At 66.2% G+C, this 22,125-nt stretch carries 31 protein-coding genes; 19 read left to right on the forward strand and 12 right to left on the reverse strand.

What is annotated here, in order from left to right; genetic code table 11:
- The 3 genes from ACLBX9_RS02855 to ACLBX9_RS02865 all read left to right on the forward strand — a co-directional run.
- Nucleotides 1-430 (forward strand): outer membrane protein (locus ACLBX9_RS02855; protein WP_447717826.1); only part of this gene is annotated, 430 nt, incomplete at its 5' end.
- 951 nt (nt 431-1,381) lie between these two features.
- A complete protein-coding gene (locus ACLBX9_RS02860; protein WP_447717889.1) occupies nt 1,382-1,684 on the forward strand; it encodes a hypothetical protein in 303 nt (100 codons plus the stop codon).
- Nucleotides 1,685-2,093: 409 nt separating this feature from the next.
- Nucleotides 2,094-3,182, forward strand: a complete 1,089-nt coding sequence (locus ACLBX9_RS02865) for a hypothetical protein (protein WP_447717827.1) — start codon at nt 2,094-2,096, stop codon at nt 3,180-3,182.
- A gap of 29 nt (nt 3,183-3,211) precedes the next feature.
- On the opposite strand, the gene ACLBX9_RS02870 is transcribed toward ACLBX9_RS02865, so the two are convergent.
- On the reverse strand, nt 3,212-3,565 hold the full coding sequence (locus ACLBX9_RS02870; RefSeq protein ID WP_447717828.1) for a methylamine utilization protein: 354 nt from the start codon (nt 3,563-3,565) through the stop codon (nt 3,212-3,214).
- 252 nt (nt 3,566-3,817) lie between these two features.
- Between ACLBX9_RS02870 and ACLBX9_RS02875 the strand changes: the two genes are divergently transcribed.
- Nucleotides 3,818-4,315: a hypothetical protein gene (locus ACLBX9_RS02875; RefSeq protein WP_447717829.1), complete on the forward strand. Its 498-nt coding sequence runs from the start codon at nt 3,818-3,820 to the stop codon at nt 4,313-4,315.
- A 429-nt stretch (nt 4,316-4,744) separates the two neighbouring features.
- On the opposite strand, the gene ACLBX9_RS02880 is transcribed toward ACLBX9_RS02875, so the two are convergent.
- Nucleotides 4,745-5,083, reverse strand: a complete 339-nt coding sequence (locus ACLBX9_RS02880) for a DUF3761 domain-containing protein (protein WP_447717830.1) — start codon at nt 5,081-5,083, stop codon at nt 4,745-4,747.
- A gap of 539 nt (nt 5,084-5,622) precedes the next feature.
- Here ACLBX9_RS02880 and ACLBX9_RS02885 point away from each other — a divergent pair.
- The gene (locus tag ACLBX9_RS02885; RefSeq protein ID WP_447717831.1) at nt 5,623-6,090 is read left to right on the forward strand and encodes a hypothetical protein; all 468 of its coding nucleotides are present in this window, start codon (nt 5,623-5,625) and stop codon (nt 6,088-6,090) included.
- A gap of 9 nt (nt 6,091-6,099) precedes the next feature.
- On the opposite strand, the gene ACLBX9_RS02890 is transcribed toward ACLBX9_RS02885, so the two are convergent.
- From ACLBX9_RS02890 to ACLBX9_RS02935, 10 genes are all read right to left on the reverse strand, one after another.
- The gene (locus tag ACLBX9_RS02890; protein WP_447717832.1) at nt 6,100-8,403 is read right to left on the reverse strand and encodes a phage tail tip lysozyme; all 2,304 of its coding nucleotides are present in this window, start codon (nt 8,401-8,403) and stop codon (nt 6,100-6,102) included.
- 15 nt (nt 8,404-8,418) lie between these two features.
- Nucleotides 8,419-9,345: a phage protein gene (locus ACLBX9_RS02895; RefSeq protein ID WP_447717833.1), complete on the reverse strand. Its 927-nt coding sequence runs from the start codon at nt 9,343-9,345 to the stop codon at nt 8,419-8,421.
- A gap of 3 nt (nt 9,346-9,348) precedes the next feature.
- Nucleotides 9,349-9,549, reverse strand: a complete 201-nt coding sequence (locus ACLBX9_RS02900) for a DUF6889 family protein (protein WP_447717834.1) — start codon at nt 9,547-9,549, stop codon at nt 9,349-9,351.
- Nucleotides 9,546-10,013, reverse strand: a complete 468-nt coding sequence (locus ACLBX9_RS02905; protein WP_447717835.1) for a phage tail assembly chaperone — start codon at nt 10,011-10,013, stop codon at nt 9,546-9,548. The genes ACLBX9_RS02900 and ACLBX9_RS02905 overlap by 4 nt, the downstream gene beginning before the upstream one ends.
- Before the next feature lie 9 nt (nt 10,014-10,022).
- Nucleotides 10,023-10,868 carry a hypothetical protein gene (locus ACLBX9_RS02910; RefSeq protein ID WP_447717836.1) on the reverse strand — a complete coding sequence of 282 codons (846 nt, stop codon included), beginning with the start codon at nt 10,866-10,868 and terminating at the stop codon, nt 10,023-10,025.
- The gene (locus ACLBX9_RS02915; RefSeq protein WP_447717837.1) at nt 10,868-11,533 is read right to left on the reverse strand and encodes a Gp138 family membrane-puncturing spike protein; all 666 of its coding nucleotides are present in this window, start codon (nt 11,531-11,533) and stop codon (nt 10,868-10,870) included. The genes ACLBX9_RS02910 and ACLBX9_RS02915 overlap by 1 nt, the downstream gene beginning before the upstream one ends.
- A gap of 4 nt (nt 11,534-11,537) precedes the next feature.
- Nucleotides 11,538-11,873, reverse strand: coding sequence for a phage baseplate plug family protein (locus ACLBX9_RS02920; RefSeq protein WP_447717838.1), 336 nt, complete (start codon nt 11,871-11,873; stop codon nt 11,538-11,540).
- Nucleotides 11,870-12,652: a phage baseplate protein gene (locus tag ACLBX9_RS02925; protein WP_447717839.1), complete on the reverse strand. Its 783-nt coding sequence runs from the start codon at nt 12,650-12,652 to the stop codon at nt 11,870-11,872. The genes ACLBX9_RS02920 and ACLBX9_RS02925 overlap by 4 nt, the downstream gene beginning before the upstream one ends.
- Before the next feature lie 2 nt (nt 12,653-12,654).
- Entirely contained in the window at nt 12,655-13,227 is a 573-nt protein-coding gene (locus tag ACLBX9_RS02930) for a hypothetical protein (RefSeq protein ID WP_447717840.1), read from the reverse strand.
- 243 nt (nt 13,228-13,470) lie between these two features.
- Nucleotides 13,471-14,097 carry an Arc family DNA-binding protein gene (locus tag ACLBX9_RS02935; protein ID WP_447717841.1) on the reverse strand — a complete coding sequence of 209 codons (627 nt, stop codon included), beginning with the start codon at nt 14,095-14,097 and terminating at the stop codon, nt 13,471-13,473.
- A gap of 320 nt (nt 14,098-14,417) precedes the next feature.
- Between ACLBX9_RS02935 and ACLBX9_RS02940 the strand changes: the two genes are divergently transcribed.
- The 14 genes from ACLBX9_RS02940 to ACLBX9_RS03005 all read left to right on the forward strand — a co-directional run bounded on the left by ACLBX9_RS02940 (nt 14,418) and on the right by ACLBX9_RS03005 (nt 21,923).
- Entirely contained in the window at nt 14,418-14,858 is a 441-nt protein-coding gene (locus tag ACLBX9_RS02940; RefSeq protein ID WP_447717842.1) for a hypothetical protein, read from the forward strand.
- A complete protein-coding gene (locus ACLBX9_RS02945) occupies nt 14,855-15,799 on the forward strand; it encodes a DUF7146 domain-containing protein (protein ID WP_447717843.1) in 945 nt (314 codons plus the stop codon). Before ACLBX9_RS02940 ends, ACLBX9_RS02945 begins: the two co-directional genes overlap by 4 nt.
- A complete protein-coding gene (locus tag ACLBX9_RS02950; protein WP_447717844.1) occupies nt 15,790-17,406 on the forward strand; it encodes a YfjI family protein in 1,617 nt (538 codons plus the stop codon). Before ACLBX9_RS02945 ends, ACLBX9_RS02950 begins: the two co-directional genes overlap by 10 nt.
- Nucleotides 17,407-17,807: 401 nt before the next feature.
- Nucleotides 17,808-18,158 (forward strand): hypothetical protein, encoded by a 351-nt coding sequence (locus ACLBX9_RS02955; protein ID WP_447717845.1) that lies wholly within the window; start codon nt 17,808-17,810, stop codon nt 18,156-18,158.
- Entirely contained in the window at nt 18,155-18,415 is a 261-nt protein-coding gene (locus tag ACLBX9_RS02960) for a hypothetical protein (RefSeq protein ID WP_447717846.1), read from the forward strand. The genes ACLBX9_RS02955 and ACLBX9_RS02960 overlap by 4 nt, the downstream gene beginning before the upstream one ends.
- Nucleotides 18,416-18,424: 9 nt before the next feature.
- The gene (locus tag ACLBX9_RS02965; RefSeq protein WP_447717847.1) at nt 18,425-18,724 is read left to right on the forward strand and encodes a hypothetical protein; all 300 of its coding nucleotides are present in this window, start codon (nt 18,425-18,427) and stop codon (nt 18,722-18,724) included.
- Nucleotides 18,724-19,014, forward strand: coding sequence for a hypothetical protein (locus ACLBX9_RS02970; RefSeq protein ID WP_447717848.1), 291 nt, complete (start codon nt 18,724-18,726; stop codon nt 19,012-19,014). Before ACLBX9_RS02965 ends, ACLBX9_RS02970 begins: the two co-directional genes overlap by 1 nt.
- Nucleotides 19,015-19,082: 68 nt before the next feature.
- Nucleotides 19,083-19,577 carry a hypothetical protein gene (locus tag ACLBX9_RS02975; protein WP_447717849.1) on the forward strand — a complete coding sequence of 165 codons (495 nt, stop codon included), beginning with the start codon at nt 19,083-19,085 and terminating at the stop codon, nt 19,575-19,577.
- Nucleotides 19,578-19,667: 90 nt separating this feature from the next.
- Entirely contained in the window at nt 19,668-19,973 is a 306-nt protein-coding gene (locus ACLBX9_RS02980) for a hypothetical protein (protein WP_447717850.1), read from the forward strand.
- 16 nt (nt 19,974-19,989) lie between these two features.
- The gene (locus ACLBX9_RS02985; protein ID WP_447717851.1) at nt 19,990-20,412 is read left to right on the forward strand and encodes a DUF5681 domain-containing protein; all 423 of its coding nucleotides are present in this window, start codon (nt 19,990-19,992) and stop codon (nt 20,410-20,412) included.
- Entirely contained in the window at nt 20,409-20,750 is a 342-nt protein-coding gene (locus ACLBX9_RS02990) for a hypothetical protein (RefSeq protein WP_447717852.1), read from the forward strand. Before ACLBX9_RS02985 ends, ACLBX9_RS02990 begins: the two co-directional genes overlap by 4 nt.
- Nucleotides 20,747-21,268 (forward strand): hypothetical protein, encoded by a 522-nt coding sequence (locus tag ACLBX9_RS02995; RefSeq protein ID WP_447717853.1) that lies wholly within the window; start codon nt 20,747-20,749, stop codon nt 21,266-21,268. Before ACLBX9_RS02990 ends, ACLBX9_RS02995 begins: the two co-directional genes overlap by 4 nt.
- Nucleotides 21,265-21,690, forward strand: coding sequence for a hypothetical protein (locus ACLBX9_RS03000; protein WP_447717854.1), 426 nt, complete (start codon nt 21,265-21,267; stop codon nt 21,688-21,690). Before ACLBX9_RS02995 ends, ACLBX9_RS03000 begins: the two co-directional genes overlap by 4 nt.
- Nucleotides 21,687-21,923, forward strand: a complete 237-nt coding sequence (locus ACLBX9_RS03005; protein ID WP_447717855.1) for a hypothetical protein — start codon at nt 21,687-21,689, stop codon at nt 21,921-21,923. Before ACLBX9_RS03000 ends, ACLBX9_RS03005 begins: the two co-directional genes overlap by 4 nt.
- Nucleotides 21,924-22,125: the final 202 nt, after the last annotated feature.

Below are 22,125 nucleotides of genomic sequence, written 5' to 3' on the forward strand. Positions count from 1 at the left end.
CTACTACGTCACCGACCCGCGCGGCCTCTCCAGCCTCGACTTCTTCGGCACCGTGCGCGGCCGCCTCGGCTACGCCTTCGACCGCACCCTGGTCTACGGCACTGGCGGCTTCGCTTACGGCTCGGGCAGCGCCGACCGCTCCTTCGGTGGCTACGCTGGCAACGATAGCTTCCGCACCGGCTACGCCGTCGGCGGCGGCATCGAGTACGCGCTGCCCACCGACTCGTTCCTGAACTTCTTCCGCTCTTCAGCCGTGACGCTCAAGGTCGAAGGCTTGTACGTCAACCTGGACCGAGGCAACCGCAACCAGGGCGCCCTGGTGGTCAATGCCGCCAACCTCGTCCCGGCTTACTACAGCCCGATCGGACGCCGCGACGACGAGTTCGCCGTCGTCCGCGCCGGTCTGAACTACAAGTTCGGCTCCTACTAGGATCCGGTCGAGCTGTTCCCGGTTCTGTCCCGGGAGACGCAGTGACGGGGCGAGGAGTGTTGGTCCTCTCCATCGCCCCTCGCTGCCGAAGAGCAGCCTTCCGGTTGACCTTCGCATCCCCAGCCCGATCAAACTGGCCGCGAGGTCGGCTACACCCTGGGAGCGCCCGCTCCTGGGGTGTTTCTTCTTTGAGCCAGCTGAGCAGTAAAGAACCATCACACCTCTCGGCCTTTGTGTGGTCTCGCTGGCGCAGTTGCCCAGAGCTGAGAGCGGACGTGAGGCTAACGCGGCGACACCGCTCCAAGCAGCTGTTACAGCATCCATCCTACTTGGACGCGTGCCCGAGGCGTTCGCGCGTTATATGGCTCGCAGCGGGTAAGCACGCGATGACAGGGGCATCCGATCCAGTTCACCGGGGCTCGCCCGTGAAGCCTTGGTCAAGCAGTCTCGTGAGGGTCGGCGCGATGCGGCGGGACTGAAGACCGCGAGCGCCGGCCCACGGCCTTGCCGCCTCAACACGGTGCCGACCCACGCTCAATGCTGCGCGATGGTGTGGAAGCGCACCTGGCCGCTGATGAAATGCGCTCGAGTGCGGCTCTACAACCTTCAGGTGGTTGTCCGCTGCAATGCGGTAGCCTACGTTTGCAATGCGGGACGGCGATGGCGTCGCGGTTCCGCTGCCCTTCCAAGGGCGTTTCCTCCCTAGACTTCGGGCCGCTCCTACGGGAGTGGCCTTTTTTCTGTCCGGGAGGTGCATCTATCCGACGTGTTTGAAGCGGACAAGCAGGATCTTGCCTGCACTTTGCGTTGGACAATGCTTTTGTTCCCTCACCTCGGTCGCCGGGGTTGGGAGAGGGGCGGTACCGACACCACCGCTGGCGCGTGAACGATATCGATCCCGAGGACGTTCAAATCTGGACTGATCGAGCCGATCCGTCTGGAGGAACGTCCATGTCCATAAAGACACTAACCCTCGCGGCCGCTCTCACGCTCGCGATCTCGGGTACCGCGATGGCTCAGACTGCCGCTGGCGGCGGTAGCGCCGAAGGCAACATGAACAGCCCCGGCTCTGTGAAGAGCAACTCTGAGAAGTCCATGGAGGGCGGGAGCGGCTCGATGAGCACCGGTACGATGAGCACTGGTACTGGGCCTGGCACCAGCGGTGGTCCGCCCGTGAGCACGCCCGGTGCAGCCGCAGGCAGCGGTTCCGGCAATGGAGCAACCGGCAGCGGTGCGGCGCCGAGCGGCAAGTAGCTTTCAAGCGCCCCGCGGCTCACCCGCTGCGGGGCTATTACGCCTTTCTCGATCCACTTCCTCAGCCGCGACCGCCTCGACGGCGGCGATCACGTTCTCAAGCTCGGCGACGGCACGGATCGCGTTCCCGGCGGGCAGACCATCATGCTCGGCCATCGCCAGGATGAGCGTGCGCTGTTCGCCTTCAGGCGTTCGAGGAGAGCATCAAGCTTGTCGGACATGGGCGGGGTGTAGTCGCTAAACCAAAGCTCAACAATCGAACACGCAGCCCATACCGCTGGCGTTTCGGCTCCCAATCGACGCTATTAACCATTTTATAACAAAGGTTAATATTGTGTTGGTGTGAAGCTCTAATTTGTGAGGAAATACGTAGGCGGGCTGGCGGTCCGCCTCATCCTCCGAGGTCACTATGGTTCGGGTTACGGAGCCCAGGCTCCCTCGCTGCCTGGGTCTGCGCACTCTCGCGAGCTTCGCAGCGCCGCCCCTACTTCTCCTCGCCGGCACGGGCTCCGCGAGCGCCCACGTAAAGTGGTTCTGCGCCTACGACGTCGCCGGCCAGCCGCGAGGCCTCGAACAGGTGCTGTGCGCCAATTTCGAGTGGCTCACCGGGCTCGCTCTAGTATGCCTGATGCTGGGCTGCCTCGCCGAAGGCACGCCGCTGGGCGCTGCTCTCATGAACGCCCTAGACCGCGTCACATCCCGCATCCGCACGGATACTGAGCTGCTGGTCCGCTGCACGCTGGGCTTCTTCTTGGTGTCCCTCTGGAGCCTCGGCGGCATCATCCTCACGCCGGAACTCAAGACCGACCTGGCCTGGATCCCGTGGCTTCAACTCGCGATGGCGTGCTGCCTGATCTGGCGCCGGACCATGCCGGTCACCGGCCTCGGCATCGTCTTCCTGTTCACCTTCGCCACCGCGCAGTACGGCTTGTTCCACCTCGCCGACTACCCAGTGTTCCTGGGCGTGGCCATCTACCTCATCTGCCAAGGCCTTGGACTAAAGCCGTTCGACATCCGGCCCCTCGATCTCGTGCGTTGGGCTGCCGCTATCACGCTGATGTGGGCGTCGGTCGAGAAGTGGGCCTACCCGCAGTGGACCGATCCGCTGCTGGCCGCCAAGCCGCAGATGACCATGGGAGCGACGCCCGAACTGTTCATGCAGGCTGCCGGCGTGATCGAGTTCACCCTGGCCTTCGCGCTGATCTGGACCCCGCTGGTGCGCCGCACGGCCGCGATCATCCTGGCGGCGATCTTCGTCTCGGCGGTCTTCGAGTTCGGCAAGGTCGACGCCATCGGCCATTCCGGCATCATCGTCGTGCTGCTCGGGATCGCCGCCGATGATGCCCGGACGGCCGTTCGCGCCCGCGATGTCGCCCGGGCGCCGCTCTACTATGGTGGGGCGCTCGCTGCCTTCCTGGCGCTGTACTATCTCGGCCACGAAGCGCTGTACGACACGGGTTTGCGCTTCCCTGAAATGGCCAAGTTGGCGCTAATCTGAGCCATGGCAGAAAGGTGGCAACAGATCGCCTACCGCACGCGAACGGCGAGCTTCATCTTTGGATGGACACCGCACAGGACGGTGAAGTCGCCTTCCTTCGGGAAGGTGATCACAGCCTTGGTGCCAGGCTCGATGTCACCAGAGTCGAAGGCGAACTCTTCGGTGTCGACGTAGGCTTGATGGACGAAGTTGTCGTCGTCGTTGACGATGGTGATGTGCTCGCCGACGTGGAGTGCAACGTCCTGCGGTCCGAAGCGCTTGCCCTTCTGCGAGATGATGTGATCGGTGTCTGGCAAAGTCGCGACGGCCCCGCCGGTCAAAGCGATCGCCCAAAACGCTCCCAGGAGGGTCGCCGATATCAATCTTCGGTTGTGGGGTTGCATCGCATACACCGAAAGTCAGTCTACCGACGCTGTAGCTACGAGTTAAATCATTAACGTCGTCAGAAAGGCATCAATCCAATGTCTTTCATCGCGCCGATGTGATCAGTGTTCGTGACCTAAATGCGGGTTTAGAGGCGGTCGGGGCGAACGTACCCAGATGGCTAATTAAGGTCGATCGGGTAGCTTCCCGGTTGATCGCACCCAGGGTAGCGTGGCGATATAGCTCTCCGATGAGGCTGGAGGTAACCTGCTATGGCCCGCTTCATCCTGTCCGCCGCGGTTCTGGTACTTGGCGCTGGCACGCTTGCCACCCCGGCCGCCGCCCTGTCCGTCAAGGACTGCTCGGTGAAGTACCAAGCCGCCAAGCGGGCGGGGACACTCAACGGTCAGAGGTGGAATGACTTCCGCAAGGCCGAGTGCGGCGCCCCGCCAGATGCTGCGACCACAACCGTGCCGAACCCAGTAGCGGCCGGTGCTGCGAAGCCGTCGGCGACAGCTCCTGCACCGACCGCCCCGACTGCAAGGTCGACGGCTACCGCTGCCCCTGCGCCGTCCGCCGCGACCGGTTCAGCCGCATACCCGTCCGCGGTCGATCCGAAGTACGCGAAGGAGTCGGCCGGCAAGGCGCGGATGCACACCTGCCTGGACAGCTACAACGCGGCCAAGGCCGCAGGGACGCTCGGCGGCGCGAAGTGGATCCAAAAGGGGGGCGGGTACTACTCGGCCTGCAACACGCGGTTGAAGGGTTGAAGCGGGCCGCGAAGCTCGCCGCGCATCTCAGTCCACGACCTGCGGGTGCGGCTTATACGTACCGGCGTACAGCTTGGGTATCCTCGGGCAGCCATCGTGTGCCCGGCGATGCGTCATGGCGACGGTCCCTTGCGCCGAGTAGGAACCCTGGGTGTGAACGCGGCCGTGGCAGGACGGACAGCGCTTCTCGGCGGCGCGGTGTTGAGTGTGCGCCTCGGTCAGAGACACGGGCTGCCACGCGCCGTTGATCCGCACCTCGCATCCGGTTTTGTTGTACGTCGCCATGGCAGAAGGGTGCCACGCGGGGGCGACCGTCGCTAGCGCGCGATTGACATGGCGAGGCAGGAAAGAGCCCGCCCGTCGGGGGGACCAGGCGGGCTCCTGGCTTCGCTCCGAGTTTGTAACCGTAGACCGAAGCCAGGATGCAATCTAGCAGCAGTCGTGGCCCGCCGCGACCCAGCAGCCCACGCCGCGGTGATGTGAGCACGTGCCCTGGCGATGCTGGCTGAAGCTCCAGTCGCCATCCCGGCAACGCGCCGTTGCGTCCTGGGGTTTGGCGCAACTCGACCCCTGCGGCTGCTCGGGACGCGGGACCTCGCACCCCTCCCGGTTCGTGTAGGTGCCCTGCTTCAGCTCCTCCGACGCGAAGAGCTTGCAGGAGCCGCGTGCCTTGGCTGCGCCCGGCCCAAGCAGCGCGGTAGCGAGCACGGCGAGCACGGCGAGCGTGACGAGCCGGGTCGGTCCCCGGAGGCGATCGAGTGCAGGCATGGATCGGCCTCAGTCGCGGAAGAAACGACCGGCGACGTAGTGTCGACCGCGGCGGTTGGTGTGCCATTCGGAACGCGGGTGACAGTGCCGCGGATGACCATGACAGCCCTGGGCGTTGAGCATGCCGGGTGTGGCGGAAGCTGGCACGGCGCTGAGCAACATCGGGGTGGCGAGAACGAGCAGGATCGGCAGAGGAACTCGGATCAAGAATGCATCCTCCGGTTGAGAGGTGCACCCTAATCGAGCTTGGCTGTAAAGCGAGTGCTGTCGATCAAAACTTGATTTTAAGCCTACCAAGCCGGCCTGAGCGTCACGCGTGATCAGCCGCGTGCCCACAAGCCTGCGCTGCGCAGCGCGCCGTAGAACTTGCCCGGGTCGAACATGGCGCGGGCCTGCTACAGGGAGATTGGCAGAACGAAGCCATCTCGAAAGCTACGGCGGCGCTCGCCATCTTGAGCGTATGGACGCCGGCCTGAACCCTCGCGAAGCTCATCAAGCCGATCTCGACAACCTCAAGGGCGCATGCCTACCTGTGCGGTATGCGCTACGCCCTCGCCGCCGTCGTGTTGCTCTCGCTGATCGAGCCGACGATCGCGGCTGGGCGCATACCCTACGGATCACGAGCCGGGATGGAGGTGACGGTCACGGGCGTGGAGGGTATCGGCACCCCGAACGCGGTGATCCACGTCCAGCACACCCGCGAGAACGCCAAGGAGTTCTGCACCGAGTACGAGCAGAACAACTCGGACGAGTGCGTCCAGCGGACCCTACGCGAGACCCGGATCAACGACGTGCTCCGCGGCAACTGCCAGACAGGTCGGTTCATCACCCTCTGGGGTGACACCCTACGGTTCGCTGGGCTCAACCGCCGCAAAGGCGACTTCGGGCCGAAGTACATCATCATCGGCGCGAGCGGGCCGCTCGATGGGAGCAGCGCCTCGGGCTACTACACCGCCCTCTCCGAGTTCAACGCGCTCTGCCCAGGGGTCGGCGGCACCGATCCCTGACGATGTTCCTCAAGCGAACATGCTGGACGCGTAGCGCAGATCGTCGGCCTTCTGGCGCTCCCCGTGACGCCGCCAGAGTTCTGCGGTCTCGCGCACGTCACCGTGGGTGTTGATCGTGACGTTCGTGGTCCCGCCCGTGTAGCTCTGCTGCCGCAAAGAGTTGTCGTTGCTGGTAGTCGAGCCAACCGGCGGCGCCGTCAGGAACTGACTGGGGTCGAACCCCTGGGTCGCCGCGCCGATCCCCCTGAACTTGTCCATGTCCAGACGGTTCATGCCGTCCCCGAACTTCGCGACAGCACCTGCGAGATTAGGCACTACCGGAGCCGCCGGAGCGGCTGTAGGCGCCGGGCTCGGAGCGCGAACATGAGGCAGCCATGAGCGGGCGTTGTTGGCCCGCCCGCCTTCTTCACCTACACCGAAGCGCTCACTCTCCCGCACGCCGACGATCGCGTCGTCGAGTGACGGATTATTCCTCAGGATGGCGCCACCACGCTGAGTTCGGCCGGTGTCGTAGATCGAGTCCCCAGGCTTGGCGTTGTGTTCAGCAACCCACGCGCGGGTCTGCCACACGGCGTCGTTCGGATCGCCGCCCTGATCCGTGATCCACTTCTTGATCTTGGGCCAGCGCGTGCTGTCCCACTGCCACAAGCCGGTATGGCCCCCACTCTGATTGTTGGACGCCTTCGGGTTGAAGGTGCTCTCGGTCTGCATCGAGCCGACGACTGCGGCGATGGCGTTGTCATTGTAGCCCGCCTTCCGCAACTCGCCGATGATGGCCTGCGCATTCTGGTTCTGAGCGAGCCGACCGATGCGACCGCCACCGCCAAGCCCGACAGCGTTCAACGCGGCGCGTCCAAGGCGCTTCGCTCTCGCAAGAGCACCTTCGCCCTCGCTGGGCGTCCCGCCCCCAACACCCGGAAGCTCATCACCGGGGTTGAGTTGACCATCGGGACGGCCGCCCGTCCCGTTCACCGACTTCGACGGGTCGCCCAAGCCACCGAGCGCAGCACCGACCGCCGCAGTTCCGAGGATCGGGATGCCGAGCGCGGCCATGACGGGGGCCAGCAGCAGGAGGAGCGGCTTCAACTCCTTGAGGATGTCGGCGAACGCGCCCGTGATCTTCGCCACGAACACCGTGGCGATGAACACCGCCAGGGCCTCCAGGGCGGACTTGATCTTCTCCGTGTCGGCGACCCACTTGCCCGAGCCCTCCTCGACATGGCCGAACATGCCCATCAGCCAGTCGAGGCCGCCCTTCACCTTCTCGCTGGTGAGCAGTTCGAGGAGCGCCCGTGAGACAGCCAGGACGAGTTGGGCGACCTTGGATAGGATCTCGGCGGTCTGGTCGCCGTGCTGCTCGATGAAGGTGGTGAAGCTCTTCAGGTTGTCGCCCACATCCGCGAAGATCTTGGACGCGGTCTTCTCGCCGATGATGTTGATACTCTCGAACATGTCCCGGAGGGCGTGCTGGAGCCCCTTGGCGTCCTCCTTGGCCTTGTCCGGGTCGTATCCCAGCCGCGCGTACTTCGCCCGAGAGCGGGCCTCTTCAGCCGCGAGGCGCGCGGGGTCGGTGGCACGCCACGTCTGCTCCGAGACGCCCATCTCCTGCATGTAGAGCAACTGCTGCTCGTAGGGCTTCTCGCCGACGTTCTTCCGGAACTCCTTGTAGAGTTCGGCGGCGCCCCGGATGTTACCCTGCGCGTCCCGGGCCTCGACGCCGACACTCTTCAGGAAGGCGGTGTAGCCCTGCGGGTTCGAGCGCAGTCGCGCCGCGAAGTTCTCCAGGTCGTTCAGGGCGCCACCGGCCGAGCCCCCGAGCTGCGACACCGCCTGGGCGAACACCTTCAGGTCCTGGACCGAGGACTTCGTGCGCTCGCTCGCGTAGGCCAACTCCTCCAGCTTCGCCGCGACGTGCGTGGCGTAGCCCGCCAGCGCGATGGTCACGGACTGGACCGCCACGGCAGTCGCCGCGGCTACATTGACCAGGGTGCGCATCCCCGCGACCGCGTTGGCCTGCGCCTTCGCCTGCCGGGCGTCGTACTCCTTCCGCCGCTTCTCGTGCCCCTCCTCGGCCTTGGCCATCTCGTCCCGCTTGGCCATGATCTGGGCGACCGAGGCGTTCTCAACCCCGGCCGCCTTCAGGGCCGCCGCAGCACGCGCCATCGCCTGCTCAGCCGCAGTTCGGGTGCGGGACCGCTCGGACCTGTTGGCGGTGTCCTCAACCCGCTTGATGCGGTCCTCGGTCTTCCGCGCGGTGGACTCATCGGCCGCGAAGCCGATGCTGACGAGGAACTCCTTGATGATGTCGCTCATGATCGATCCCCCGCCCTACTGCTGGAAGTCCATCAGGGCCTTCGGCAGGAACGAGTCCCCCGAGGCGGCGGCGCAGTAGAGGGTGTCGAACCACTCGTTCCCGCGCATACTCCCGGTCCGATCGACGCCGTAGACCCGGTATCGGCCATCGGCCGCGATGCTCGGGAGCTTGGCGTTGCTCGGGTTGTTGTAGCCGAAGGCTGGGTCCGGGGCGGCCTGATCAATCGACTTCTCATCGATCTTCACGATCCGGTCCTTGTACATGGCCGAGTTGATCAGCGTGCGGACGATGATCCCGTTGAAGGTCTGGGTGGCGCGCCCGACCATGCCGGTGTTGCTGTTCAGGACGATGTCGCCGCCCGGCATCGCCTCGGTCTTGTGGACGACGTTGAGCTTCATGGACTGGAAGCTCCAGTCCGCCCCGATGTCGTTGGCCACCCGGCGCATGATGTCCCGCGCCAGCCCGAACAACGGCACCGCCTGCGGGTACTTGAAGCCGTCGTTGAGCTTCGCCGACATGAAGCCCTTGGAGATCCCGTAGGGCGCGAACGCCTTCAGGCACTCGTTGACCACGTCCTGCCGGGTCGAGCCCTTCGGCAGCGTCTTGATCACCTGGGCCTTGATGTACGCCTGATCACCGTCGCCGCAGAACAGGTCCACGTAGGTGTCGGTGCCGTTCACCTTGCCGCGGTTGCCCTGCTTGATCGTGCCCTTGAAGATCGCCCCGTAGTGGTCCTGGTAGCCCGCCTCCAAGATCACGGACTGGTTCTGGCGGCAGATCGCGTTCTTCGTCGTGTCCGACAGGTTGAGGATGCGGATCTCGGCGATGGCTGGGGTCGCGACGCGCTTCTGACGCACAAGGAACTGCACCTGCATGTCGTCCAGGTCGTAGGTCTTGCCCCCGGTGATCAGGCGGCAGACCCGCAGGTAGTTGTCGGCCATCTTCTACGGCCTCCGCTGCGCGGCTTCGGCTTCAGCCGCCCGATGAGCGCGGCGGCGGTTCTCATCCCGCGCCGCGAGCGCATCGACCATCTGGGCCACGTCCGCGAGGCGCAGGGTCCCATCGTGAAGATCACGGTAGGAGCACATCGGCGGCTCGGCCATGACGGGCCACAGCAGCCAGTCGAGATCGTCGGGGAGCCTCACGGGATCGTAGCCCGCCGAAGAAGCCCGAGTTCGGTCAAACTCGACAGCGCGTCTGAAAAAAAAACCGAGATCGCGTCCCGGAGCACGGCGTAGCAGATCCGCAGGACGTGGATCATGCGCAGGCGCTCGACCGCCGGAGCCTGGATCTCCTGATCCCACGTCGGCACCCACGTCTCACCATCGAGCATCTCGGTGGCGGCCATGCAGCGCGCTATCACGTAGTTCGAGTCGTCCTCGGTCAGGTCGGCGAACGCCTGGAAGAGCGGCGCGCTGCCCTCGATGACGCCCGCGACCCGCTCGGCGCCGTCCCCGTCCTTGGCCGCCAGCGCGGTGACGAGGGCGCCCGTGTTCTTCACCACCGGGGCGACCCGGCGGACGCAGTGGAACTCGTCGGCGGCGCTCAGCGTGCCGTGCCGGAACGTGTCCGTGCCGATCATGAAGCGGGTCGCGGCGGCCGTGCTCAAGGCGATCTCCTATTCCGACAATGAGGTCATGGCGGCCGTGTCCACGGGCGCGTGGGTGTCGGCGGCCACCTGCGCCGCGAGGGCGGAGAGCATGGCGGTGCGGGCGGCGGGCTGGACGAAGGTGCTCAGCGCGGCCTGGAGCGGGGTCTGCGCCGCCCCGGCGCCGATCGGCGCAAGCAAGCCCGCCACGGTGCTCACGGCCGACGCCTGCATCTGCATGGCGGCACCCTGGGCGAGAGCATCGGCGCTGGCCGACACTACGCTGGTGACGTTGGCGATCTGAGACTGCACCCACGAGGTCGCCGCCGCGATCGACATGCTGCCGGAGATCACGTTCTGGACCACGGTCGGCAACGACGACGTGATCCCGTTCAACAGATCCCCCGAGGCGGTCGGCCCGAGAACACGGGACAACGCCATCGCCGCCGGGGCGGCGTCGCCGAGCATGCCGAGCAGGCTATCGTGGCCCGCAAGCGCCATGAGCCCGGCCTGTCCGTTCGTCAGGCCCACGAGGTTGTCACCGGCAGCCTGAAGGGCCGACAGGGCACTGGTCAGCCCGGATGCCCCCGTGAGGGCCGAAATCAGGCCGCTGGCGCCCGAACCGATCGCCGACTGAAGCTGGGCAGCCGCTTGCCCTGCGAGGCCCTGTAGCCCCTGCGTGAGACCCGCCATCGGGTTCTGGAGCACCGAGGACAGGTTGCCGTCCGCCAGCACCTTCTTGAGCAGGCCCGACATGTCGCCGCCCTGGAGGAGCTTCGCGAGCGGCAAATTCTCGAACACCGCGGTCGCCACCTTCTTGTGGGGCGTGCCGTCGAGAAGCTGAAGAACGGTCGGGAGGGAGACGCCGCCAGCCATCAGCCGATCCCGCAGTTGTGGAGGAACTTCCGCGTCACCTGCTGGATGGTGGTCGCATCGACGTGGTGCTGGGAGTTGCCGACCTCGGTCTGCACCGCCATCCCGTTCACCTGATGCGCGGCGCCGTCCCGGATCGTGGTGATCGCGGTCGGCGACACGTCGTGAAGGCTCTTCTTGTCGTCGGTGCGGGTCTGGGCTGAGGAGGTCGAGACGCCCTGAAGCTTGCGCGGGTCGGACCGTGCCCCCGGCCGGAAGCGACCGCTCGCCAACCCGTTGACCTCGCCGTCCTGCGGCTGCTGCACGCCGCCGTTCGAGCGCCAGAACCCGTGGCCGCGCGTGCTGAAGTCGATCCAGCCCTCGTCGCCGACCGCGGTGGGGAACGTGTGCGTGATCCCGCCAGACCCGCTCCAGTTGATCGGGATGTCGGTGAACTCGGGCAGCTCGACGTAGGTGACGGTGTTGTCGTCCTGACGCTGCGGGATCTTCACCGCGGCTTTGACGCTGATGGTGTGCCCGTCGTCCGACTTCTTCGTCACGATCACCGGCAGGCTGGTGAACGTCTCCGCGCGCATGGCCTCAACGACCGCCCGGATCACCTGCTCCATGCTGGGCTGGTTGCCGAGGGCGGCCTGAGCCGCGTCGTGGCTGCCGGGATCGCCGCTCATCGGTCTAATCCGGCACGAAGTAGAGGTGCGAGGTGGTCCCGAGACCATCGTAGGTCACAGGGTCACCAGAGTTGTGGTCGCTCGTCACGACCAGGGAGCCCCCGAATTCCATGTAGCCGAACTGGCCGAGCAGGTCGGAACCCGGGACCAGAGGAAGCCCTGCGATCAACGTCGCGGACGTGGAGGCGTCCCCGATGTCGATGTAGTAGGTGCCGCCGCCCACGCTGAAGGGATCGGCATCGTTCCACGTCTGCCGAATGAGGTACGACTTCCCGGCAAGCTCCACCGAGAACATGCGGTTGCCGGGCTGCATCGGGATTTCTTGAGGCTTGCCGCTCACGGGCCTGCTCCGAAGATCGAGTATTGATCGGGACCGGCACCCTGGAGACCGCCGATGCCCTCGACCGTGGTCACGCTGATCTCCGGCAAGGTGATCGACATGGGCGGACTGATGCCGCTGAGGTTGGGGTCCAGCGCCGGGCTCCCCGGCAGCGGCCCGAGACCGAAGCTGCCGTTGGCGACCGTGCCGCCGTCAGGGTTGAACCCGCCGGGGTTGAACGAACCGGGCCCCGTCCCGCCGCTGTAGTCGCCCGGGTTGTAGGCGCCCGCGAACACCTGGGAGCCGACGCTCTGCGTCTGGACCTCGCCTTGATTGACGACGGGCTGCGTACCGGCAGGAGCACCCTCACCCACACCCGCTGTCGTCGCGCCGCTGTTCATCTGGGTCCGCGAGATGATCAACTCGCGGAAGGTGATCCGCGGGATCATCGCGTAGTAGGTGTTCGCGCTGATCGGGTCGGTCAGGCTCTCCATCAACATGTTCGGGTAGCGACGGCGGGACGTGAAGATCTCGAACGGCTGCCTCGTGGCCTGGAGCGCGAGGAGCTTCCGGTAGATCTCGTTGATGTAGCCGTCGTACCCGGCGGCCGAGTCCGACCATCCGGCGACCATCTCCAGCCGCACGGGCAGCTTGAACGAGTGATCGGTCATGGTGGCCCCGGTTTCCACCGGAGCGCCCGTGATGCCCAGCGCGTCCTGCCCGACCGCCTCGATCGTCACGTCCGGGATGAACATGCCGACCCGGAAGGGGCCGCCTCGGAGATAGATGCCGATTGCCATGATCAGATGCTCCCCGGCGCGCCGGGCGGGCGGGCGGACAGACCCGCAGCCGCGGCCAGAACGGGACCCGGTTTCAGGTCGAGAGACGCGATGTAGTCCCCGATCGCCTCCCCGAACTCCAGGAACAGGTAGCGCGACACGAGCGCCAACACCTTGAACCCGTCGAGGTCTCGGTAGACGGGCATGTCGTTGCGGGCGTCCCAGATTGGCTGTCCGCCGCCACCCTCCGCAGTGCGCCAGATCTTACTGCCGCACTTCCGGATGATGAGGTCGATCGACGCTTCTTCGGTCGCCGCCGCAGCCTCAAAGATGCTGGTGGCAAGGTCCAATGCATCGGTCATGACCTGATCGCTGGCGACCTCAACGGGAGCATCCTCGCCTTCGACGGAAGCCAAGTTGGCGAACTTCGCCAGCCGCGCCAGGATTTGCTTGCGACCGCCCTCCGGCTTGAGCGCGCTCAGGATGACGGGGGCCAATCGGCGCGCGATGTGGATCTCCTCCAACGGCGCCAGCGGCTGGCACTTGTACCTATGGCCACCTGTCTCGAATTCGTGCGCGGTCTGGTTGTACCGCAAGGAGTCCGGCCGGTTATCCGAGTGAACGCCGTATTGATCGACACGCCCGCGAGGCATCAGGCATCTCCATCTCTGGTTTGGCGAATGGTGCCTCGGAAGATGAGCCCGACATCATCAGTGCTGTGACCCGCAGCCGAACTGGGGACAATCGTGACGCTTCTTCGGATCGGCGACGTACTGCCTGAGGTCACCCGCAACGGCCCGCGATCAGACGAAGGCCGATCAAGGTACGCTTCTGGCTGATCAGGCTTGCCCATCGTCACCACCTCTGTCCGGTTTCTGCTTCTGCCGACTGCTTAAGCCGCCGATTTTGTCGTAGAGAGCATCCCTGAGGGGCTTACCTTGCGGCGTATCAAGCAACGCCGTCATGTCATTGAAAAACCTGTCGAGATCCGCCGTCTGAAGAAGTCGTCCAAGTTTCACTCGATCGTACCATTCGTTGATGATTTTACGTTGACCAGCTACGACTTTATCCAAAAGCGCGGCCACGAATGCATCTGTAATCGCCTCAGGATTTTCTGTGTTCCACTCGGCGTATGTCGCAGCCAACGACTCTTTGAATAATTCACCCTCCGAGAAAGCGATCATCATCAAGTTGCGACCGCCGAAAAACTCAACGTACTCCTCATCAAGGGCGGCCCGAGCGGCAGCTTCCGCTTTCTCGACTGCTTCAGGCTGAGACTGGTTGAAGGCATCCGTAACTCGGGCCTCCATTTCCTCACTGAGTGATCGCCCATTCTCCGCGGCAGCAGCAGCGATCTGATCGTAGAGGGCTTGGGACACACGCAACGACAGGCTGGGCCTCTTGCCCTGATCCGGATGCTTCGGCGGACGGCCCATCCGTTTCGGTTGCGGCGCTTCGTCGGTCATGCGGCGGTGTCCATGAAAACTTCTGTCGCAAATCCGCGCGGAATGTCCTTGACACATTTCCAGGCGCGGCGCAACACTTATGGCGCAAATCCGCGACGGAAGTAAGGGACACCTATGAACGCGAAACCCCGCCATGAGCGCGGGGCCCAGGCGGGGTTCGGAATTGTCACTTTGGTCGGCGACAGTTCCGAGTATACCGCGCAGCCCCACACGCTTCAAGCTTCTAAGATCGCACGACAATTCGGATACAGCCGCGAGTTGGCTGGAGTCGTTGCCGGGCTGGCCTACGGGTCGATCCCTGAGACATGGAGGACCGCCCGATGACGGCGCTCTCCGACGCGCTGGCCGTGAAGGTCAGTAAGATCATCGGCCAGTTCGGCAGCGACAACCCGCACGTCGTGACGACGGCGGCGGCCGTTCTCCGGAGCACCCTGTCCTCGAACGGGTGCGATCTGAACGATCTCGCCGCCCACATCGCCGAGAAGCCGCGCGAGACCATCCGGTACATCGAGCGCACGCCGCGACCGGAACCGGCGGCCTACCCGTTCGGAGCGTGGCGCGACGTGGGTCGGCAACCCCGCGGGTCCGGCGCGCACCGTTACCTCGTGGTCCGGTGCCAGAATGCCAGCGCGGGGCGCCTCTCCGAGTGGGAGGCGAGCTTCCTGCTCAGCATCGGCCAGCGGCTTGAACGCGGGCTCAGCCTCACCCCGAAGCAGGCCAGCACCCTCAACAGTATCGCCGAACGGCTGGGGGTCGCATGAGCGTTCGCATCCGCACCCTGAAGGCCGCCTTCGGTGGTGATCTGACGAACGGCGGGCGTACGTTGCTGTGCCCGACCATCGGCCACGGCCCGAGCGACCGTGGCACGTCCTACACCGAGAAGTACGGCGCGCCGGGCGATCTCCTCGTCTACGTCCACAACGGCACCGCCGCCGACGCCCTAACCGCAAAGGACAGGGCGCTGGAGGTCCTGGGCGAACGCCAGGAATTCTCGGGCCGGGACCGCGAGCCGGACCCAATCGAGGCGATGCAGCGTCGGGAGCAGCGCCGGAAGGCCGAGGCGCAGGAGCGCGCCGAGGCCGAGTGGCGTCAGCGCCGGATTGACGAGATGTGGCGCGCAGCCCGAGACCCACGCGGCACGGCCGCTGCCGACTACTACCGGAGTCGCGGTCTCGACATCGGCGACGACATCGCGAGGACGGTTCTGCGCTTCCACCCGCAGGCCCGCTGGGGCGAGCGCACCGCGCCGACGATCTTAGCCGCCCTGCGCGACATCAACACGGGCAAGATCCGCGGGCTGCATCGCACGGCCCTCGACGCCACCGGTCGCAAGCTCGGGCGGAAGATGTTCGGCGTCGCGATGGGCTGCGCCGTCATGCTCGACCGCCTCGACCCGGTGAACGGGTTCCTGATCGTCGGCGAGGGCGTTGAGACCGTCCAGACGGCCCGTCAGTATCTCGGGCTCAAACCCGCCTGGGCTCTCGGGTCCTCCGGCGCGATCGGCGCGCTGCCGGTCCTCAACGGCGTCCACACCCTGATCGTGCTGGCTGAGCACGACGAGGGCGGCGCGAGCGAACGAGTGATCGAACGGGTGGGCGAGCGCTGGCACGACGCCGGGCGGAACGTCGAGATCGTCTGGCCCCCGGAGGGGGCAAAGGACCTGAACGACACGGTGCGGGAGGACGCTGCGGCATGCCGGTGAACGGGACAGCCGAGGCTCTGAACCGCATCCGCCGGGAGCCCTTCGGCGCGCGGGGGCATCAGGGAGCCGGGCGACCGGGTGGACAGCCCTTCGTCGAGCGCGACCGCCTGGAGATCGCGCCCGCAATGAGCGCGGCGCCCCCGTTCCCGATCGAAGCCCTACCGCCCGTGATGCGCGCCGCCGTCGAAGCGCTTGAGGAGCACGTCCAGGCGCCCCGTTCCCTCTGCGCTCATAGCGTGCTCTCCGCCGCGATGCTGGTCTGCCAGGGTCTCGCGGACATCAAGGTCGAGGGCCTGCCCGCCCCGGTACCGCTGTCCCTGTTCATGCTGGCCATCGCAGTGTCGGGGGAGCGCAAGTCGGCTTGCGATACCCTTGCCCTGCGCGCGGTCGCGGATGAGGAAGCCCGGCTGCGACTGGAGCACGCCGAGGAGGATCGCCGGTTCCGAGCCACATGGGCGGCGTTCGAGGCCGAGAAGAAGAAAATCGAGCGCGACACCAAGATCGACCGGGCCGAGCGCGAGAGCCGTCTGCTGGCGCTGCGCGAACCGATCCCGCCGGTCACGCCCATTATCCGCGCGGAGGAGCCGAACCTCGAAGGGCTCATCAACCTGCTGCGGGTCGGGCGGGCCAGTGTCGGGATCTTCACATCCGAGGCCGGGCAGTTCCTTGGTGGACACGGGATGGGTCCCGAGGCCCGGACACGCACCGTCACCGGCCTGTCGAAGCTTTGGGACAACGGCTCGGCTCAGCGGGTGCGCGCGGCGGACGCTCAGACCTTTGTCGGGCGCCGGGTCGGTATCAGCCTCGCTGCCCAGCCGCGGGTCGCCTCGACCTTCGTTGGCGACGAACTGGCCAACGACCAAGGCATCGTCGGCCGGTTCTTGGTGATGTTCCCCGAGAGCACCATCGGCTTCCGAGTGTTCCGCGCGACCAACCCGAGCACGGATCAGCGCCTCATCGCCTTCCAAGATCAGTGCCGCCGCTGCCTTGAGGTAGGGCTGCCGATCCGCGAGGGCGCGCGGAACGAGCTGGTCCCGCCCGTGCTGGACCTCGCGCCCGACGCCTGGACCCTGTTCCGGCAGTTCGGCCAGTCGATTGAGGACGAAAACGGGCCGGGCAAGGCGTGGCGGCCGGTGTCGTCGGCGGCAGGCAAGATCGCCGAGAACGTGGCGCGCATCGCCGGTATCCTCACGCTATTCGCCGCGCCGGACGTGGCTCGCCTGAGCCGGATCAACGGGCCAGCCCGCACCCTAGACGCGGCGGTCTCGGCCGAAACGATGGCCGCGGCTTGCGCGATCGGGATGTTTTACCTGCGGGAGGCCCTACGCATCACTGGGCATGCGATCCTCGATCCTGAGACACGCGCGCAGAACGATCTCGCCGAATGGCTAGCCGACCCGAAGGCGTGGGGTATCGGCAAGCTGATCTCCCCGACACTCATCCAGCAGTTCGCACCGAAGCACCTCCGGGGTGACGCAGGCACGGTCCACCGCCGCGTCGACGCGCTGGTGCGCTTCGGGTGGCTGGAGCCCGCCGGGAAACAGGAAATCGGCGGCAAGAGGTTCAAGGAGACCTACCGGATCGTCGGGGAGGCCGGACAGCAATGAGCGATCTGCCCCTGTTCGATCCGTTCAAGGCTTTGGAGGAAATCCGCCGCAAGAGCCGCGAGGCGCAGCCAAATGGCGCTCTAGCCAAAACTCTAGCAGAACTCTCGCAACCTCAGAAATCGACAAATCATGTTTCAGATCAGAGTGTTACGCTAAACTCTAGCACTTTAGCAGGTCTAGCAGGGGGTACCCCCCCAGACACCTCCGCGCGTACCCGCGAAGAAGAAGAAGAGAGAAAAGAAAATATAATAAAATCATACACTTACGCGGGAGATGCGGCGCGGCAGGGGGTTGTGGCAGTGTCCGCCCCGATACCCCCTGCTAGAGTTGCTAGACCTGCTAGGTTTGACCTAAGTCATTCTGAAAAAAAGAATTTCCTAGAAAGCAGCCCTGCTAGAGTCTTGTCGGACGGTCTTCCGCACTGGCGCTCTGGCCTCTCGCGGCTCTCGGGCGAGCATCCGCCCTGCCCCGGCTACCGGGGAGACGAATGGGTTGCCGTCCTCAGAGGCGCGCTGCGCTTCCTCGACACCTTCGGGGTCCAGGCCGAGGCGCTGGGTTGGACGGCCGCCCGGCTCTTCGGGGTGCATCGACAGGCCGGGATCATTCGTGTGGACGCCTGCGGGGCGCTGGTGTTGCCGATCGCCGGCCCAGTCCGCGCGATCACGGCCACGGAGATCGCGTTCGGTCACCTCACCCACCGGGAGAAGCCCGGCCAGCCTCAGGGCGTCCCGTGGTGGGAGTTCGGCCGGTGATCGCCGCCCGTGACGCCTGGGGGCCATTCCGCCCCGACCTCGACGAGGCTGAGCGCCGGGCGCGCCTTCGGTGCCTGCGCGCCGTGGTCCACCTCTCGACTGGGTTACGCGGTGCAGACCTCGCCGATCTGCTGCGGCGCGCCGAGAGCGACCCCGCAGCACTGCCCGCCGCGATCGACGCGCTCGACCGCCTCGCCGGTCTCGACCGCCGCCACGTCCTGGCGAGCTACGCCGCCCTGAACCGTCCCGCAACCTGAGGAGTCGCCGTGCCCAACGTCATCACCTTTCCCGACCGGACCATGAAGTCGGTCCCGATGGCCCACTACGAGGAGATCACCGTCTACGGATCAGTTGGTCCCCTCACGGTCAGCCTCACCCGCCGTACCGACGCGATGGCCGGGCTTATCCACGTTGTTGTGCTCGGCTCCGCCATCGGCCTGGAGGTGGTCGCCACCCTGCCCGACGACACCCAGGGCCGCGCCGTCGCCGACTTCACCGGACCCGCCGTGCTGCGCGCCGCGGAACTGGCCGAGACCGAGTTCGCCGCCCGCCCGGAGGTGTGCTGATGCCCGCGTCCGATCGCCCGCCCCATCCCGGCCGCACGTCGGCCGAACGCCGCGCCCTGGACCGCATCGGTTGCGGCCAGCCGCCCTCCTGTTCACCGAAGACGCTGAAGGCCCTGATCGAGGCCGGAATGATTGAGGACACGGGCGGGCAGATGCGCCGGGATGCGCTCGGCTCGTACCGGGTGCCGTTCTACGAGATGACGATCCCGACCCACATGCAGTGGTGCTCGGCCGTAGCCGCGACCGATGAGGAGATGGTGGCGCTTGGGGCTGGCGAGGTGCTGCTGTGATCCCCGCGGAGGTCGCCACGAAGCTCGCCAAGATCATTCCGCGCCTCGCAACCGAGCACGAGGGTGAGGTGGTCGCCACGGTCGGCGCCCTCAGCCGGATGCTGGCCGCCGCGGGCTTGGACTGGCACGCCGTCGCCAAGGTCATCGAGGACGCGGGCTGGTCGTCGGAGGCCGCTCTAAGTGATGCCGGGTTCCAGACATTCAGGTGGTCAGGGTTTCAGGACTTCGCGAAAACCTGGGAGGACCCGGCGGCCGATCGGAAGCCGCGACCTGATGCGGATGCCCCTGACGCCTGCTCCCGTCGTGCTGGCCTCCCGATCTGGGGCGTGAAGAAGATCGAGCCGTGGTGGATCGTCGCCGGTCACTGCCTTCAGCTCGACCGGGCCATCCCGAAGGCATTCGGCGGGAAGTCGCTCGCGAAGGCCGACAAGGACCGGCTGCGCGCCATTCAGAGCCACGGCCCCGTGACGAATGCCGACGCCGACTGGATCGAGGCCATCGTCAATCGGTGCCACGTCGCTCGCGATGCTTGGCGTTCTCGAAAAGCGCAAACTGCGGTCTGAAGACCCGAACACCTGAAACCCGGAATAGCGCAAATGCGGAACTCAGGCATTCATGGTACAGAGAGCTGCGCCCAGTTGGGGACGTACACGATGCCGCCGACCAGTAACTTCAACGACTTGGCACGCCGACTCCGGAAGCTCGAAGGCCAGACCCGCAGCCCTCGGCACCTCCCCGTCCGGGTCTACGCGATGGAGGGCCCCAAGGATCTGCCGCCAGGAGCAGCGGAAGCGTTCTTGCGCGGGTGTGGCCACACGTTCGACGCGGATCATCACAACATCATCCGGATCATGGTCGCGGCGGACCGAGACCTGCCGATGAAGGACCTGACCGACAGCTACGGCCGGGCTCCCCGTGTCCCTGCATCCGGGCTGCATGTGCAGCACGGCCGCGGTTGAGGGAGGACTGAGCGTCGTGCCGGGGAGACCCTTCACACCGGGCAAGAGCGGTAACCCTGCGGGCAAGACCAAGGGCACCCGGAACCGCACCACTGTGGCGCTGGAGGCGATCCTCCAGGGCGAGGCCGAGAGCATCACCCGCAAGGCGATCGAACTCGCCCAGTCCGGCGATACGGTGGCCCTGCGCCTCTGCATGGACCGGCTGATCCCGGTCCGGAAGGATAGGCCTATCACCTTCACCTTGCCCCAGATCGAGACCGCGGCCGACCTGACCAAGGCGACCCAGGCGCTGCTGGAGGGTGTCGCGAACGGCGAGATTACCCCGAGCGAGGCCGCCGAATTGTCGAAGTTGGTCGAGGCCCACACCAAGGCGATCGAGGCCGTGGACCTCGCGACGCGGCTGACCGCGCTGGAGCAGGCGGCAGGAGGAAAGCGATGACCCCAAGGCTGATGGATCGGCTCGCCCGGCTTGAGGCAATCGCCGTCTCTCGCCCGGTCGGGAAGCACCTCGTCTTCCAGGTGGAGGCCACGCACGGGACCCAGTTCGCCGACATCGTGGCCTTCTTGAAGGGTCGGGGGCACGCCATCCACGACGACGACGACGTGTTCGTGATGAACGTCGGCGCCCATCAGCATGACGCCTGCGTGCCGATCCGGGACCTGAGCCGCGACCTGCTGACCGAGGAACTTCGAGCTGCGGCTCCGGCGGGCGGGAAGTGGCCGAGCCGAACCACGCCCTTCACGTTCCACCTTGAGAGCCCGGGAGTGCGCCAGTGATCCAGAAGCTCGCGGAACGGCTCGCCCGTCTGGAGGCCGCGCACACGGTCGCTGCCCCGCCCCCGATGCCGCCGGAGTTGGTCGAGGCGAACCTGTACGCCGTCGCCATTGCCCTCGGCGGCTATCCCCAGGCCCCAGAGCCCGCGCCGTCCTACCGGCAGGACAGCATCAGCGACGGGTTCGCCCGCGGCCTCGGCTACATTGACCGCGATGACATGGAGGCCCGCTGCCTCTCCGATCCTGACGACTGGCAGGCCAGGATTGCGGGCGCCCAGGCGGCCCTCGTCGAAAAGTACGTCCAGAACCCCTCAGCCCGGGGGATCGGCCGGGAGCCGATGTTTCAGATGATGGTCGGCGCGCTGGACGAGATCTCGCACGCCAAGGCGGCGCGGCTGCCGGGCGCTCCGCACCACTGGCCGAGCGACCACCCGAAGTTCGACCGGGCCGAGACAAGCATCCGCCGCGCCCTGACCTTCTTCGGGTTGTCGGACGGGAACGCGGAAGGAGCCCGGGCATGACCCCGAACCTGCTGATCCGCCTCGCCCGCCTGGAAGCTGCCCAGTCCGCGCCGGTCGCGCTGGAGACCTCGTTCAGCCCGGCGCTCCGGCTGCTGCGTCTCCTGCTCGCCGTCTACCTTGGGGGCCTCCGTCCGGGTGAAGATGTCGCCGCGAGCGAGGCGCGGGCGCTCGGCTACCGGGCCGCGGCGGAGATGCACGCGGCGATGGTCGCGGAGCGCACGGCCGTGATCGGCTGGGGCACGGCGCACACCGCCGCGGTGATGCGGATGCTGGCGCCGTTCGGCGGGGGTTCGACCGGCGGCATGTCGGTCAACCGCGAGGCGATCACCGCCTTGATGACAACGCTGCCCGAGGCGTTCACCGATCACCCCGACGCCGACCCTGAGCAGATCGGCGCGGCGGCCGAATGGGTGAGCCTATGAACCGGGGCGCCCTCGATAAGCGTCTCGCAGCTCTGGAGGCCGCCTGCGTCGCAGCACCCGTCCGGCTGACCCCTGATGAGCTTGATGAAGCCGCCCGCCGGTACGAGGCGACGCTGCACCAGGACGACCCGGTCTCTCTGGAGGCCGAGGCGTACTTCGCGCCTGCGACCCTGCACCAACTCGCGTCCGACTACGACGCGATGCTGAAGGGCGCTCCAGCGCCGTGGGAGTGATTTGTGGGTTAGCGAAGCTGATCCAGCCATTGCCGAGGCACATCCTTGGACTTGGCGTGGGTTTTCAGGTAGACATACATGCGGAGGCGGCCCCAGGTCTCTCCGGGACCGCCTTTCTCGATGATGCGTCATATCTTGCCCAGGAGCCGCATCATCAGCTTGGCCTCGTGACTCTTTGAACCTTCTTGGTTCAGGGTTACGA

This window comes from Methylobacterium sp. A49B, assembly GCF_053346215.1.

Excerpts from the sequence above, each read along its gene's own strand:
- ACLBX9_RS02860 (WP_447717889.1), top strand. The coding sequence starts at position 1,382 with ATGTCCATAAAGACACTAACCCTCGCGGCCGCTCTCACGCTCGCGATC.
- ACLBX9_RS02865 (WP_447717827.1), top strand. The coding sequence starts at position 2,094 with ATGGTTCGGGTTACGGAGCCCAGGCTCCCTCGCTGCCTGGGTCTGCGC.
- ACLBX9_RS02870 (WP_447717828.1), bottom strand. The coding sequence starts at position 3,565 with ATGCAACCCCACAACCGAAGATTGATATCGGCGACCCTCCTGGGAGCG.
- ACLBX9_RS02875 (WP_447717829.1), top strand. The coding sequence starts at position 3,818 with ATGGCCCGCTTCATCCTGTCCGCCGCGGTTCTGGTACTTGGCGCTGGC.
- ACLBX9_RS02880 (WP_447717830.1), bottom strand. The coding sequence starts at position 5,083 with ATGCCTGCACTCGATCGCCTCCGGGGACCGACCCGGCTCGTCACGCTC.
- ACLBX9_RS02885 (WP_447717831.1), top strand. The coding sequence starts at position 5,623 with ATGCGCTACGCCCTCGCCGCCGTCGTGTTGCTCTCGCTGATCGAGCCG.
- ACLBX9_RS02890 (WP_447717832.1), bottom strand. The coding sequence starts at position 8,403 with ATGAGCGACATCATCAAGGAGTTCCTCGTCAGCATCGGCTTCGCGGCC.
- ACLBX9_RS02895 (WP_447717833.1), bottom strand. The coding sequence starts at position 9,345 with ATGGCCGACAACTACCTGCGGGTCTGCCGCCTGATCACCGGGGGCAAG.
- ACLBX9_RS02910 (WP_447717836.1), bottom strand. The coding sequence starts at position 10,868 with ATGGCTGGCGGCGTCTCCCTCCCGACCGTTCTTCAGCTTCTCGACGGC.
- ACLBX9_RS02915 (WP_447717837.1), bottom strand. The coding sequence starts at position 11,533 with ATGAGCGGCGATCCCGGCAGCCACGACGCGGCTCAGGCCGCCCTCGGC.
- ACLBX9_RS02925 (WP_447717839.1), bottom strand. The coding sequence starts at position 12,652 with ATGGCAATCGGCATCTATCTCCGAGGCGGCCCCTTCCGGGTCGGCATG.
- ACLBX9_RS02935 (WP_447717841.1), bottom strand. The coding sequence starts at position 14,097 with ATGACCGACGAAGCGCCGCAACCGAAACGGATGGGCCGTCCGCCGAAG.
- ACLBX9_RS02940 (WP_447717842.1), top strand. The coding sequence starts at position 14,418 with ATGACGGCGCTCTCCGACGCGCTGGCCGTGAAGGTCAGTAAGATCATC.
- ACLBX9_RS02945 (WP_447717843.1), top strand. The coding sequence starts at position 14,855 with ATGAGCGTTCGCATCCGCACCCTGAAGGCCGCCTTCGGTGGTGATCTG.
- ACLBX9_RS02950 (WP_447717844.1), top strand. The coding sequence starts at position 15,790 with ATGCCGGTGAACGGGACAGCCGAGGCTCTGAACCGCATCCGCCGGGAG.
- ACLBX9_RS02970 (WP_447717848.1), top strand. The coding sequence starts at position 18,724 with ATGCCCGCGTCCGATCGCCCGCCCCATCCCGGCCGCACGTCGGCCGAA.
- ACLBX9_RS02980 (WP_447717850.1), top strand. The coding sequence starts at position 19,668 with ATGCCGCCGACCAGTAACTTCAACGACTTGGCACGCCGACTCCGGAAG.
- ACLBX9_RS02990 (WP_447717852.1), top strand. The coding sequence starts at position 20,409 with ATGACCCCAAGGCTGATGGATCGGCTCGCCCGGCTTGAGGCAATCGCC.
- ACLBX9_RS03000 (WP_447717854.1), top strand. The coding sequence starts at position 21,265 with ATGACCCCGAACCTGCTGATCCGCCTCGCCCGCCTGGAAGCTGCCCAG.
- ACLBX9_RS03005 (WP_447717855.1), top strand. The coding sequence starts at position 21,687 with ATGAACCGGGGCGCCCTCGATAAGCGTCTCGCAGCTCTGGAGGCCGCC.